Source organism: Brevundimonas sp. AAP58 (assembly GCF_001295975.1).
Lineage (GTDB): Bacteria > Pseudomonadota > Alphaproteobacteria > Caulobacterales > Caulobacteraceae > Brevundimonas.
The window spans coordinates 1-12468 of record NZ_LJHU01000058.1 but is presented as its reverse complement, the minus strand read 5'-3'; the positions used below and the strand labels follow the sequence as shown (position 1 = coordinate 12468).

15 protein-coding genes are annotated in these 12468 nt (G+C 68.5%); 10 read left to right on the top strand and 5 right to left on the bottom strand.

Annotated elements, in window-relative coordinates; genetic code table 11:
• Positions 1–71 precede the first annotated feature (71 nt).
• Positions 72–497, bottom strand: coding sequence for a preprotein translocase subunit SecG (gene secG, locus IP78_RS08330; RefSeq protein ID WP_082384916.1), 426 nt, complete (start codon positions 495–497; stop codon positions 72–74).
• Between the two features lie 80 nt (positions 498–577).
• Positions 578–1321 (bottom strand): triose-phosphate isomerase, encoded by a 744-nt coding sequence (gene tpiA / locus IP78_RS08325; RefSeq protein ID WP_054111225.1) that lies wholly within the window; start codon positions 1319–1321, stop codon positions 578–580.
• Positions 1322–1411: 90 nt separating this feature from the next.
• On the opposite strand from tpiA, the gene IP78_RS08320 reads away from it, so the two are divergent.
• Genes IP78_RS08320 through IP78_RS08310 form a run of 3 tightly spaced genes read left to right on the top strand, consistent with a single transcriptional unit; the run spans position 1412 to position 5503 of the window.
• The gene (locus IP78_RS08320) at positions 1412–3379 is read left to right on the top strand and encodes a peptidylprolyl isomerase (protein WP_231680960.1); all 1968 of its coding nucleotides are present in this window, start codon (positions 1412–1414) and stop codon (positions 3377–3379) included.
• Positions 3376–4896 carry an anthranilate synthase component I gene (gene trpE, locus IP78_RS08315; protein WP_054111223.1) on the top strand — a complete coding sequence of 507 codons (1521 nt, stop codon included), beginning with the start codon at positions 3376–3378 and terminating at the stop codon, positions 4894–4896. Before IP78_RS08320 ends, trpE begins: the two co-directional genes overlap by 4 nt.
• Before the next feature lie 55 nt (positions 4897–4951).
• Positions 4952–5503 carry a chlorite dismutase family protein gene (locus IP78_RS08310; protein ID WP_054111222.1) on the top strand — a complete coding sequence of 184 codons (552 nt, stop codon included), beginning with the start codon at positions 4952–4954 and terminating at the stop codon, positions 5501–5503.
• A 4-nt stretch (positions 5504–5507) separates the two neighbouring features.
• Here the strand turns inward: IP78_RS08310 and IP78_RS08305 are convergent, their stop codons facing one another.
• Positions 5508–6533, bottom strand: coding sequence for a ligase-associated DNA damage response exonuclease (locus IP78_RS08305; RefSeq protein WP_054111221.1), 1026 nt, complete (start codon positions 6531–6533; stop codon positions 5508–5510).
• Between the two features lie 59 nt (positions 6534–6592).
• On the opposite strand from IP78_RS08305, the gene IP78_RS08300 reads away from it, so the two are divergent.
• The 6 genes from IP78_RS08300 to IP78_RS08275 all read left to right on the top strand — a co-directional run bounded on the left by IP78_RS08300 (position 6593) and on the right by IP78_RS08275 (position 9509).
• Positions 6593–7063 (top strand): PaaI family thioesterase, encoded by a 471-nt coding sequence (locus tag IP78_RS08300; RefSeq protein ID WP_054111220.1) that lies wholly within the window; start codon positions 6593–6595, stop codon positions 7061–7063.
• Positions 7060–7461, top strand: coding sequence for a PaaI family thioesterase (locus IP78_RS08295; RefSeq protein ID WP_054111219.1), 402 nt, complete (start codon positions 7060–7062; stop codon positions 7459–7461). Before IP78_RS08300 ends, IP78_RS08295 begins: the two co-directional genes overlap by 4 nt.
• Before the next feature lie 56 nt (positions 7462–7517).
• Positions 7518–7889 (top strand): hypothetical protein, encoded by a 372-nt coding sequence (locus IP78_RS08290; protein WP_054111218.1) that lies wholly within the window; start codon positions 7518–7520, stop codon positions 7887–7889.
• 50 nt (positions 7890–7939) lie between these two features.
• On the top strand, positions 7940–8293 hold the full coding sequence (locus IP78_RS08285; RefSeq protein ID WP_054111217.1) for a hypothetical protein: 354 nt from the start codon (positions 7940–7942) through the stop codon (positions 8291–8293).
• 90 nt (positions 8294–8383) lie between these two features.
• A complete protein-coding gene (locus IP78_RS08280; RefSeq protein WP_156320337.1) occupies positions 8384–8815 on the top strand; it encodes a hypothetical protein in 432 nt (143 codons plus the stop codon).
• 232 nt (positions 8816–9047) lie between these two features.
• Positions 9048–9509, top strand: a complete 462-nt coding sequence (locus IP78_RS08275; RefSeq protein ID WP_231680959.1) for a helix-turn-helix transcriptional regulator — start codon at positions 9048–9050, stop codon at positions 9507–9509.
• A gap of 85 nt (positions 9510–9594) precedes the next feature.
• Here the strand turns inward: IP78_RS08275 and IP78_RS08270 are convergent, their stop codons facing one another.
• Entirely contained in the window at positions 9595–10071 is a 477-nt protein-coding gene (locus IP78_RS08270; RefSeq protein WP_054111214.1) for an SH3 domain-containing protein, read from the bottom strand.
• Between the two features lie 147 nt (positions 10072–10218).
• Positions 10219–11889 carry a lysine--tRNA ligase gene (locus IP78_RS08265; RefSeq protein WP_054111213.1) on the bottom strand — a complete coding sequence of 557 codons (1671 nt, stop codon included), beginning with the start codon at positions 11887–11889 and terminating at the stop codon, positions 10219–10221.
• A gap of 99 nt (positions 11890–11988) precedes the next feature.
• On the opposite strand from IP78_RS08265, the gene IP78_RS08260 reads away from it, so the two are divergent.
• The coding region (locus IP78_RS08260) for an S-adenosylmethionine:tRNA ribosyltransferase-isomerase (protein ID WP_197272416.1) at positions 11989–12468 on the top strand (480 nt) is incomplete at its 3' end.

Here is a 12468-nt window from a genome sequence, read left to right as displayed (position 1 = left end):
GATGCGCCCGACGGCTGGGCGGCGGAGGCACTGAGGGCGGAAGAGGCGGCGGGAGCGAGGCCCGCCGTCACCTAGTTGGCCGGAGCCGGCTGGGCCGGAGCCTGTCCAACCGTCGGCAGGCTGGCTTCCAGATCGTCGAGCGAAGGAGCCGCCGGCTGGGCTGGAGCGGTAGGCGCAGGCGCCGTCTGGGCCGGAGCGGTCTCGGTCGGGGCGGCCGAGCCCACGGCGATGGAGCCTAGCGCATCAGCGTCAACGACCGACTGGTTCGACCGCTCGACGTTGCCGACGATGGTCAGGGCGATGGCGCAGGCACCGAACGCTGCGCCCAGCCACCACGTCGTCACGGTCAGCAGATTGCCCGCCCCGCGCGCGGTCATGAAGCCCGACGGCCCGCCGCCCATGCCCAGCGCCCCGCCTTCGGACCGCTGCAGCAGCACGACCGCGATCAGGGCGATCGAGATCAGGATCATCACGACAAGGAGAATGGTCTGGAGCATGGCGACGCTTATGTGTGGCGGAGGCCTCCGCCGATCAAGCGGCGGCGTCTATCATCGTTGCGGAGGCGGAGCAACGCGGCTCAAGCCGCACGCACGATGGCCAGGAAGTCGTCCGCCTTCAGCGATGCACCCCCGACCAGCGCACCCCCGACGTCCGCGACCGCCAGCAGCTCCGCCGCGTTCTTCGGATTGACCGAGCCGCCGTAGAGGATCGGCGTCGCCTCCGCGCCCAACCGCTCAACCAGCGCCCCCCGGATTGCAGCGTGCATCTCCGCGACCTGATCAACCGTGGGCGTGCGTCCCGTGCCAATGGCCCAGACCGGCTCGTAGGCCACCGCGAAGGATTGGCCCCGCAGGGCGTCCGGCAGTGACCCCGCCACCTGCCCCGTGACCACCTCGACCGCCCGCCCGGCGTCGCGTTCATCCAGGGTCTCTCCCACGCACACGATCGGCTCCAGCCCGGCCCGCAGCGCCGCCTCGACCTTGGCCGCCACGTCGGCGTCGGTCTCGCCGAAGCCCGCCCGCCGCTCCGAGTGGCCGACGATCACCAGCGACGCGCCCGCGTCCGTCAGCATCTCGGCCGACACCGAGCCGGTGAAGGCGCCCGACGCCGCTGCATGGCAGTCCTGCCCCCCGACCTCGACCGCTCCGCCCTTCAGCCGCCAGGCGGCCTCGGCGATCAGGGTCGCCGGAAAGCACAGCCCCACACGGTTCGCGCTGGGGGCCTCGGCCAGCGCCGCCTTCAAGGCTTCCGCCTGCGCCAGATCGGCCGCGAGGCCGTTCATCTTCCAATTCCCGACGATCATCTTCACGGATTGTTTCATAGGGCCTTCCTAGGCAGCAGCGCTCTCCCTGCCAAGCCCGCCGCCCGCTCGGCGCTTGCGGCCCCGCCGTCCCCTCCCCTATAGGCGCGGGTGGCGCTCTTCGCCGTTCGTCTCTCGGACCTGCATTCGATGATTTCCGGCTTCCGCGCCTTCGCCAAGTCCCCCTGGGCGGTCGCCCTGTTCGCGCTGCTGATCCTCAGCTTCGCTATCGTCGGCGGCACCCAGGCCGACATCTTCGGCAACCTTGGGCCCCGGAACGTCATCGACGCGGGCAAACGCTCCCTGACGCCCTCTCAGTTCCGCGCCGATTTCGATCGCATCCGCAGCAACGAGCAACAGGAGCAGGGCCGCCCGGTGACGCTGGAGGACTTGGTCAACGCGGGCGTTCACGTCCAGTACCTCGAAAGCCAGACTCGCCGCCTCGGCTTCCTGAACTGGGCCCATCAGGTCGGCATCCGCATCGATGAGTCTCTCGTGCTGGACCGCATTCGCGAAATCCCGGCCTTCTTCGACCAGATCACCGGCCGCTTCGACGAGGCGACCTACCAGCGCATGCTGGCCCAGCAGAACATCACCCCGATCCAGCTGGAGGACGAGTTCCGCGACACGGCCGTCAGCGAGCATTTCGCCGCCGCCATCGCCGCCGGCCTGCGCGCGCCGCGCGTCTACGGCGCCCTGGTCGCCGCCCGCGCCTTCGAGACCCGCGACGGCCGCTGGTTCACGGTGACCCAGACCATGGCAGGCACCACGCCGCCGCCGACGGACGCTCAGCTCCAGGCCTTCCTCAGCGAGAACGCCGCCCAACTGCGCCGCCCGGAGTTCCGCATCGCCTCCGTCATCGTCTTCTCCGACGCGCCGAACGCGCCCCGCCCCGCGATTTCCGAAGAGCGGATCGTCGAACGCTTCAACTTCCGTCGCGAGGCCCTGTCGACGCCCGAGCGGCGCAGCTTCGTGACCCTGACCGTCGCCGACCGCGCGGCTGCGGACCGCATCGCGGCCGCGCTTCGCGCCGGTCAGTCGCCCCAGGCCGTCGCCGAAGCCAACAACATCGAGGCCGTGCCCTATACGGACCAGCCGCGCAGCGCTGTCGCCGACCCGGCCGTCGCCACCGCCGTCTTCGGCCTCCAACCCGATGCGGTCTCCGCACCGATTCAGGCTCGCATCGGCTTCACCGTGGCCAAGCTGACCAGTGTCACGCCGGGCCAGGAAGCGACGCTGGAAAGCGTGCGGGACGCCGTCGTGCAGGAGCTTCAGCTGGAAGACGCCCGCGCCCGCGTGTTCGAACGCGTCGAGGCCTATGAACGCGCCCGCTCGGAAGGCAAGACGCTGGATCAGGCGATCCAGGAGGTCGGTGCCCGCATCGTCCAGCTCCCGCCCTTCACCCAGGACGGTCGCCTGCCCGACGGCCAGCCGCTGAACGCGCCGCCCCAGATCCTGCAGAATGCCTACTCGCTGGCCGAAGGTGCCGAGAGCGAAGTCGTGGACGCTGGTGAGGGCCAGTACTTCGTCGTCCGTCTGGATGAGATCACACCCGCCGCCCTGCCGGCCCTGGCCGAGGTACGTGAGCCTCTGGCCGAGCGCTGGACCCAGCGCGAGAACGCCCGTCGCCTGTCGGCGCTGGCCGACCGCCTCGCCGCCCGCGTGCGCGGCGGAGAGGACATCGCCGCCGTCGCGACCTCCGCCGGCGCGACGCTGAACACGCGCACCAACGTCCAGCAGAACGCCGAGGCCCAGAGCGACCTGGGCGAAGGCGTGCTGCGCGGCCTGTTCGGCCAGGGCCGCAACCAGGTCTTCACCGGCCCGGCCTCGGAGACCAGCTTCGTCGTCGGCCGCGTGGACGCGATCCGCGCCGCCAATGCCACGACCAGCGCGCCCTTCGCCGACCAGATCCGCCCCCGCATCGCCGATGAGTTCGTCGCCGGAATCGGCGAGCTCCTCGTCAACGCCGCCGCCGCGCGTTCGAAGGCCGAGAACGACCCGGCCCTGGCGCTTCAGGCCTTGGGCGTCGACGCCCCGGCTGAAGAGGGCGCCGCCGCGCCCGCCGCTCCGGCGCAATGAGTTCAGCTGACGACGCCGACACGAACCGCGAGGCCCATCTCGCCGCCCTGAACGCGGGCCGTCCAGCGCTCGTTCATCGGCGAATCGTCGATGATCTGGAGACCCCGGTCTCGGCCTATCTGAAGGTCGGCTGGGGTCGCCCGCACGCCTTCCTGCTGGAGTCCGTCGAAGGCGGCGCGCTCAATGGCCGCTATTCCATCATCACGCTCGATCCCGACGTGGTGTGGCGCTGCCACGGCGACGCCGCCGAGATCGCGCGGGGCCCCGACATCGCGGCTGGCCGCTTCACGGCCCAGCCCGGGGGCGCACTCGACAGTCTGCGCGCCCTGATCGCCGAGACCGGCTTCGACATCCCCGAGGGTCTGCCGCCCATGGCCGCCGGCCTGTTCGGCGTCTTCGGCTACGACATGGTGCGGCTGCTCGAGCCGCTCGGAGCCCCAAATCCCGATCCTGTCGGCCTGCCCGACTCGGTCCTGACCCGCCCCTCGGTCATCGCCGTCTTCGACTCCGTCCTGCATGAGATCGTGGTCATGGCCCCGGTCTGGCCCGGTGGCGACTCCCCCCGCGACCTCGCCGCCGCGCAAGCCCGCCTCGACGCTTTCGAAGCGGCCCTGCGCCGCCCGCTGTTGAACCGCGCGCCCGCCTCCCCCGCCGAGGCTCCCGCCTTCCGTTCGCCGGTCGACGGCGCGGGCTATGGCCAGCTGGTCGCCCGGGCCAAGGACTACATCGCCGCCGGAGACATCTTCCAGGTGGTGCTCAGCCACCGCTTCAGCGCGCCCTATGGCGGCGACCCCTTCGCCTTCTACCGCTCGCTGCGCCGCCAGAATCCCTCGCCCTACCTCTATTTCCTGAACTTCGGCGACTTCCAGCTGGCGGGCTCCAGCCCGGAAATCCTGGTGCGACTGAAGGACGGCGGCGTCACCATCCGCCCGCTCGCCGGCACCCGCCCGCGCGGCGCGACGCCGGAGGCCGACAAGGCGCTGGAGACCGAGCTGCTGGCCGATCCCAAGGAACGTGCCGAACACCTGATGCTGCTCGATCTGGGCCGCAACGACGTCGGCCGCGTCGCCGCGCCGGGCAGCGTCAAGGTCACCGAGAGCTTCGTCGTCGAACGCTACAGCCAGGTCATGCACATCGTCTCCAACGTCGAGGGTCGGGCCCGCACCGACCTCGACGCCGTCGACGCCCTGCTGGCCGCGCTTCCCGCCGGCACCCTGTCCGGTGCCCCCAAGGTCCGAGCGATGGAAATTATCGACGAACTGGAAGCCGAAAAGCGCGGCGTCGGCTATGGCGGCGGCGTCGGCTACATCTCGGCGGGCGGCGAGGCCGACATCTGCATCGTGCTGAGGACCGCCCTGTTCGCGGGCGGCAAGGTCTTCGTCCAGGCCGGCGCTGGCGTCGTCGCCGACTCTGACCCCGCGGCCGAATACGCCGAGACCGAGGCCAAGGCCCGCGCCCCCATGCGCGCCGCGATCGACGCCTGGCGCTTTGAACTCGGTGCGCCGTTCAACGACTAGTGCTGAAACCTCCGCATCGCGCCCGGCGTAGCTCCCGGCGTCCGGAGGCCATCGCATGAACTCGTCCTTCACAGTCCGCTTCACGGCCGGAGACGAGGGGGCTTGGGAGATCACCCAGGTTCAGCCGGTGATCGGCGACTCCCTGGCCCCGGCCGCGCGCCTCGCCGTCTCTGAGGGCCCTGTCCCAGCGAAGCTGGGCGTCTGGACCTTGGCGGGCACGACCAGCAACGTCCGCTACGCCAATCGGGTCGAGGTCACGGCTCTGCGGGCACGTCAGGCGGGCCTCGATCGTCCCGAAGCCACCCGGGCCGCCCTGATCCCCGTCCGGAAATCCGACGCCTGGTGGGCCCTGGCCCAGGACGAGCGCCGCGACATCCTCGAGGAACAGTCGCGTCACACGGCCATCGGCATGGACTACCTGCCCCAGATCGCGCGGCGGCTGCACCACTCGCGGGACCTCGGCGAACCCTTCGACTTCCTGACCTGGTTCGAGTTCGTGCCCGAGCACGAGGCCGCCTTCGACGCCCTGCTCGTGCGGCTGCACGCCACGCCGGAATGGACCTACGTCGAGCGGGAGGTGGACATCCGCCTGACCCGGGTCGCCTGAAAGATCACGCGGCCTCGGCCTCCGCGTCATCCTCCTCATCGTAGCCCACCAGCCGCAGCGCCCGACCCTTCATGCCGTTCAGCTCCAGCCAGCGCAGCAGGCCTTCCTCTCGCCCGTGGGTGATCCACACTTCCTCAGGCTTCAGCTCCAGAAAGGTGGCCGTCAGCTCGGACCAGTCGGCGTGGTCGGAGATGACTAGCGGCAGCTCCACCCCCCTCTGACGCGCCCGCGCCTTGACCAGCATCCAGCCGCTGGCAAAGGCCGGCACCGGATCGGCGAAGCGCCGCGCCCACCGATCCTGAATGGCCGACGGCGGCCCGATCGCCACCTCTCCCCCCAGGGCGTCCTTCTTCAGCCCGGTCGCCGGCAGGATCGGCCCCAGATCGACGCCCTCGCGCTCATACAGCCGGTTCAGCCGCTCCAGCGCGCCATGCACATAGATCGGCCGCTCCCACCCTGCCTCGCGCAGCAGCCGGATCACCCGCTGCGCCTTGCCCAGCGCATAGGCACCGATCAGATGCGCCCGATCCGGGAATTGACCCAGCGACTGGATGACCCGTCCGATCTCCTCGCTGTCCGGCGGATGGGTGAACACCGGCAGGCCAAAGGTCGCCTCCGAAATGAACACATGGCAAGGCACGGGCTCGAAGGGCGCGCAGGTCGGATCGCGCCGCCGCTTGTAGTCGCCTGACACCACCATGGTCAGGCCCTGCCAGGTGATCACGGCTTGCGCCGACCCCAGCACATGCCCCGCCGGGACCAGCCGGATCGCCACGCCGTTGTGAGACGCCGTCTCGCCGTACTCCACCGGCTGGCGTAGCCGGGTGAAGTCGTCACCATAGCGCTCCGCCATGATCGCCAGGGTCTGCCGCGTCGCCAGCACCGCGTCGTGCCCCGACCGCGCATGATCCGAATGTCCATGGGTCACCACGGCCCTCGGAACAGGTCTCACGGGATCGACGTAGAAATCCCCCGGCGGGCAATACAGCCCGGCCGGCGTGGGCCGCAGCAGGTCTTCCGGCTTGAACATCGGTTCCGATATGGCCCTTGCCGCTTGCGCCGCCAATCGCGCCCGATAAGGACGGTCTCATGAGCGATCCGTTCCTGACCGACATCCTGCCGCAACTGGCGTCGGGCGCCGCCCACACCCATGCGCTGGGCTTTAAGTACGAAGGCGTCGACGGCGACCGGGTCCGTCTCCGGACCCCCTGGCGGCCCGATCTGGTCGGCGATCCCGAGACTGACGTGTTCGCCGGCGGCCTGGTCACCGCCATGCTGGATCACGTCGGGGGTCTGGCCGTCTGGGTCGCGCTCGGCGGCTTTCGCCCCATCGCCACCCTCGATCTGCGCGTCGACTACATGCGCGCCGCCCGGCCGCGCGTGGACCTGCTGTCCGAGGCGCGCTGCTACCGCATTACTCGCACCATCGGCTTCGTCCGCGCATGGGCCTTCGAAGGCGACCCAAAGGACCCCGTCGCCGCCGCCCAATCCACCTACGTCATCGATTCCGACGGCGGGCGCGGCATCGGCGCCAACCTGAAGTCGGAGCGCGCGGCGTGAGCGACCTTCTCGACACCCTCCCCTACGCCCGCTTCCTGGGCCTGAAGACAGAACGCGACGGCGACGCCCTGACCGTCACCATGCCCTTCGCCGACCACCTGATAGGCAATCCCCTGCTCCCGGCCCTGCACGGCGGCTCGACCGCGGCGATGCTGGAGCTGACCGCCATCGCCCAGGTGTCGCTGATCTGGCCGCGTCTGCGCCTGCCGCGCCCGATCACAGTCACGACCGCCTACCTGCGCTCCGGCCGCCCGCAGGACGTGCACGCCCGTGCCAGGATCTCGCGCGCAGGCCGCCGCGTCGCCCATGTTCTCGCCGAGGCCTGGCAAGACGACCCTGCCCAGCCGATCGCCAGCCTGACCGCTCATTTCTCACTGGACGAGAACCGAGGGTTGTAAATACGGGTGACTGCTGGTTGTATTCCGGCATGGCGCTCAGCCAGAGAGGGAGCAACATGACCAGAGAGACCATCAGTGAGGCCGTCGCAAAACGGCTGTTCTCGGCCGAGGCAGCGATCGATGTCGCCCTTTCGGAGACCGCTCACCTTGCCGCGCTTCTTCCAGCCGCGCGAACCGAGGCGTACCTGTCGGCAGTGTCCGGACAACGTGCATTCGATACAGCCGCCGCATCAATCTCGGCCTTGGCCGAAGCTAGAGCCCGCATCGTCGAAACGCACAACACCCTCGCCGCCCTCGCCCGCAAGATGGGCTTGGATACCGCCGCGGTCGGAATCCTCGACAAACCCGAAGACAACCCACCCGCCGGCGGCGGCGTCACCTCGTCGATCTCACGGGAAGTTAACAAAACGCTATCGGTTTCGCTTTAGACGTGTTAACCTTTCCCTTACCATCTGTTCTGTTGGGAAAGGGGTTACTCATGGATCGCAAGGAAGTCGTCCACGGCGTGGCGAATGAGCTGCACACTACCGAGGCTGCGGTTGATGCCGCCATCACCCAGGCCACCACGCTCGTTCAGTCGATGATCGGCGCACGCACGATGCTGAAACTGTCGCCGACCGTCGGCGCGGACTCGCAAGCCAAGGCCATGGCCGCCATCGCCGCCCTGTCCGAAGCCCGTGAGGCTCTGGTGGCCTGCCACCACGAGCTGGCCAAGGATCACCGTCGTCTGGGCCTCGGTGCCTACGCCGTCGGCATCCTGGACAAGACAGGCGACTGGGACGCCGGCCGTCCTCCGGGCGTGACCAATCTCGACGACCACCGCGCGGCCTGAATTCGCGGTAACCTTCACGGGCTTCAGTAGTCCGTAAGGAAGACTCGAAGCATCATGCCCCCGCGTCGCCTTCGGCGCGGGGGCATTTTCATGCTGGACACACTTTATTCCCAGATCGGCCTGCTTCCGGCGGTGCTGGTTGGCGTGTTTGCCTTCTGGAAAGGCGGCGAGTCCGAACGCTTCGCCATGGGTGCCTGGGTACTGGGCTGGATGGCGGCTATGCTGATTCAGCCAGATGGCTATCTTTATGTTGGTTTTCAGTGGCCGCTGTTCATCCTCGACATCGCCATGCTGGCTGTCTTCGCTGGTCTGGCTTGGCGGTATAGGCGGTCCTGGCCGATCTGGGCAGCGGCTTGCCAGCTGGTCGTCTTGACCGCTCACATAGCCTTTCCGCTCGCGAAGGCCGCATCGATGGAAGCGTTCTACACAGTCCTGAACCTTGCCGGTTACGGTATCCTGCTCGCGATTGGCGTCGGAACCTTCTGGGCTTGGCAGGATCGTCGAGCGGCGGGGCTGGAGTAGGCTTTCATTCCTAGCCGTGGCCAGGCTAGAACGGCTGGCGCTCGCGAGTCGTCCAGCTATGCCCCTGTCTCATCGCCGCCTCTGGTCCGCGCTTGATGGTCTGGCTCGACGCGAAGGACTGTCGCCCTCGGGCTTGGCACGAAGGGCAGGCCTCGATCCGACGGCTCTCAACCCCTCCAAACGCTTCGGTCCTGGCAATCCACCAAGGCCGCGCTGGCCCTCGACAGAGAGCTTGAATCGCATTCTCGAGGTCACCGATACGACCCTTGCCGAGTTCGCGGCCCTTGCAGAAGACGCGGCGCCAAGGGTTGCGACCGCTCCTCTGATCGGCATGGCGCAGGCGGGTCAGGATGGCTTCTTCGACGATGCCGGTCTGCCCACCGGCGAAGGCTGGGAGCAGACCGGCTTGCCCGCGCCGACCGACAGTCTGTTCAGCCTCCGAATCTGCGGCGACTCCATGGCTCCGCTGTATCGTGAGGGCGACCGTATCGTGGTTGATCGAGATCGCGCGGATTTCAAACGGGGAGACCGGGTCGTCGTGCGCACCCGTTCCGGAGAGACCCTGGCCAAGGAAATCGGCACCCTGACGACGCACCACGTCACCTTGCTGTCCGTCAACCCCGCCTATCCGCCCCGAGACCTGCTTCGATCCGACATCGCCTGGATGTCCCGGATCCTATGGGTCAGTCAGTAACGCATAGGCCAAAGGCCGCCCCTTGCGGGACGGCCTCCGGTTTCAGTTGCTCCACAGGGCGAAGACGTCGCCCCGAGTCTATGCCTTAGTAGGGCCGGACGTAGTGGGCGTTCACCCAGCCGCCACCGGCGATCTGGACCCATTCACCCTGCGAGCCGATGGCGGTGAAGGGCTGACCGGCCGACAGGCTGCCCGCCTGGCGGTAGTTGGTGCCGGGGCCCGAGCGGATGCGCAGGTTGGTCGCCGCGCGGTATTGGGCACCGGAGCTGTTCACCTGGGCATTGGCCCGGGCGCGCTGCTGGTTGCAGCCGATGTAGGATCCAGCCGCCGCTCCGGCACCGGCACCGACCACGGTGCCGAGCGTGCGCTCGTTGCGGGCCACGTTGGAGCCCACGATGCCGCCCAGAACGGCGCCGATGGCGGCCCCGACTTGCTGACGGCCGCCCGGGGCGTCGCAGTTGGTGATCCCGTTGGCTTGGGCCATCGAGGCGGTCGGGACGGCGGTGACGAGAGCGGCCAGGGCCGCGGCCGTCGCCAGCGAGGTGTTCACAATCTTCGACATGTCTCTCTCCTGTCATCGAGGTTCGTCGATGCAGGACACAATGCCTGACGCCGCTTACGGCTCCGCTGAACGGCTTGTTGTTTTCGGTTCATGTTCGCAGGATACCGCTCAAGACGCGGTCGCTCGCGCCTTGAGCCCCGGGGCTTCCTACCCCGCCAGTTCGCCCCGCGCCCCCGCCTCGATCAGTTCGATCGTCTGAGGCAGACCATAGATCGCGGCGAACGAGCCGAACCTCGGCCCCTGCGACGCGCCCAGCAGAACCTCGTACAGCGCCTGGAACCACGCCCGCAGCGGCTCGAAGGCGTGCGCCTTGCCCACCGCATAGACCTCGTTCTGGATCGTCTCCCCATCGGTCGTGTCCGCCGGCAGGGCTTTCAGCCGCTCCGCCAAATCGAGCAACGCAGCCGCCTCGACATCCGTCGGTGCCCGATACGCCTTCGTCGGCCGCACGAAGTCTTCGTAGTAGTTCAGCGCCCGGTCCATCAGCTGATCCAGCACCGGCTCGTTCGCCGGCGTCGCCTCGGGCAGATACTTGGCCATATAGGCCCACAGCTGGTCCTTGTTCGACGCATTGGCCACGCCGACCAGGTTCAGCAAGAGCGCGAACGACACCGGCGAAGCGACCTCCGGCGGATCGCCCGCGTGGATCGACCACACGGCGTTGTCGATCCGCTTGGCTGGCTCCTGCGTCCGGTACTGCTCGATGAAGCTCAGATAGTCGTCGATGGCGCGCGGAATGACGTTGAAGTGCAGGCTCTTGGCCGACTTCGGGCTCTGGAACATGTACCAGCTCAGGCTTTCGGGCGTGCCGTAGCGCAGCCACTGCTCCATCGTCAGGCCATTGCCCTTGGACTTGGAGATCTTCTTGCCCTCGATGTCGAGGAAGAGCTCGTAGTTGAAGCCCTCCGGCGGCACGCCGCCCAGGGCACGACAGATCTTGCCGCTCTCGCGCACGCTCTCGATCAGGTCCTTGCCCGACATCTCGTAATCGACGTCCAGCGCCGTCCAGCGCATGGCCCAGTCAGGCTTCCACTGCAGCTTCACATGGCCGCCGGTCACCGGAACCTCGGTGCGCCCGCCTGCCGGGTCGTCGAAGACGATCGTGCCCTTCGCGACGTTCCGCTCCAGCGTCGGCACCTGGAGCACATGGCCGGTCACCGGGCTGATCGGCAGGAAGGGCGAATAGGTCGCCCGCCGTTCCTCGCCCAGCGTGGGCAGCATGATCGCCATGATGGCGTCGAACCGCTCCAGCAGCGTCAGCAGCGTCGCGTCGAACCGGCCCGACCGATAGGTCTCGGTCGAGCTCATGAACTCATAGTCAAAGCCGAAGCTGTCCAGAAACGCCCGCAGGCGCGCGTTGTTGTGCGACCCGAAGCTGTCGTGCGTCCCGAACGGATCGCGCACCTTCGTCAGCGGCAGGTGCAGGTCTTCCTTCAGCATCTCCGGGTTCGGCACGCCCTCCGGAACCTTCCGCAACCCGTCCATGTCGTCCGAAAACGCCACCAGCCGCGTCGCCCAATGATCCCCCGTCAGCGCGCGAAAGGCGTTTCGCACCATCGTCGTGCGCGCCACCTCGCCGAAGGTGCCCATGTGCGGCAGCCCCGACGGCCCGTATCCGGTCTCCAGCAGCACCGGCCGGTTCAGCGCTTCGAACGTGGCCAGGGCCTCGTCGGCCTTGCCTGCATCGATCAGCAGCCTGGCCGCGTCCCGCTCCGCGTCCGACAGCCGCTTCTTCAGCACGTGGTTCAGCAGGGCGCGCGCCTGTTCGAACGGCCAGGACTTGGCCTCGCGGGCCAGGGAGACGAGATCGGTCAGCATGGGCGCGGGTTTGGCGGTTGCGGGCCAGCGGGTCAACTTTGCGGTGGAATGTCACCCCGCTGTTGATTCCTTCAGCGGCGCATGGCCTAGCCCCCACCCATGAAGACCGCCGACTTCGACTTCGACCTGCCTGAGGACCGCATCGCGCTCCGTCCCGTCGAGCCGCGGGACAGCGCCCGGCTGCTGGTCGTGCGCGACGGCGTGCTCGACGACCGCATCGTCCGCGACCTGCCCGACCTGCTCCAGCCCGGCGACGCCCTCGTCTTCAACGACACCCGCGTCATCCCCGCCCGCCTGTCAGGCGTGCGCACCCGCCTCGGGCCGGACGGGGAGCCCCTGACGGTTGAGGTCGAGGCCACCCTGCATCACCGCGACGCGCCCGACGTCTGGTCCGCCTTCATGAAGCCCGGCAAGCGGCTGAAGCCCGGCGACCGCATAGCCTTCTCTTCTCCCTTCCCCTCGAGGGGGAAGGGCCGGGGATGGGGTGGAGGCACGGCATCACAGACAAGCCCCGAAGACTCAGTAGGAGTCTCCGAGCAACATCCGACACATCCTGCCTCCACCCCCACCCAACCCTTC

What these genes read in the sequence shown, in the direction of transcription:
- secG (WP_082384916.1), bottom strand. Translation starts at nt 497, where the DNA reads ATGCTCCAGACCATTCTCCTTGTCGTGATGATCCTGATCTCGATCGCC.
- tpiA (WP_054111225.1), bottom strand. Translation starts at nt 1,321, where the DNA reads ATGAAACAATCCGTGAAGATGATCGTCGGGAATTGGAAGATGAACGGC.
- trpE (WP_054111223.1), top strand. Translation starts at nt 3,376, where the DNA reads ATGAGTTCAGCTGACGACGCCGACACGAACCGCGAGGCCCATCTCGCC.
- IP78_RS08310 (WP_054111222.1), top strand. Translation starts at nt 4,952, where the DNA reads ATGAACTCGTCCTTCACAGTCCGCTTCACGGCCGGAGACGAGGGGGCT.
- IP78_RS08305 (WP_054111221.1), bottom strand. Translation starts at nt 6,533, where the DNA reads ATGTTCAAGCCGGAAGACCTGCTGCGGCCCACGCCGGCCGGGCTGTAT.
- IP78_RS08300 (WP_054111220.1), top strand. Translation starts at nt 6,593, where the DNA reads ATGAGCGATCCGTTCCTGACCGACATCCTGCCGCAACTGGCGTCGGGC.
- IP78_RS08290 (WP_054111218.1), top strand. Translation starts at nt 7,518, where the DNA reads ATGACCAGAGAGACCATCAGTGAGGCCGTCGCAAAACGGCTGTTCTCG.
- IP78_RS08285 (WP_054111217.1), top strand. Translation starts at nt 7,940, where the DNA reads ATGGATCGCAAGGAAGTCGTCCACGGCGTGGCGAATGAGCTGCACACT.
- IP78_RS08280 (WP_156320337.1), top strand. Translation starts at nt 8,384, where the DNA reads ATGCTGGACACACTTTATTCCCAGATCGGCCTGCTTCCGGCGGTGCTG.
- IP78_RS08270 (WP_054111214.1), bottom strand. Translation starts at nt 10,071, where the DNA reads ATGTCGAAGATTGTGAACACCTCGCTGGCGACGGCCGCGGCCCTGGCC.
- IP78_RS08265 (WP_054111213.1), bottom strand. Translation starts at nt 11,889, where the DNA reads ATGCTGACCGATCTCGTCTCCCTGGCCCGCGAGGCCAAGTCCTGGCCG.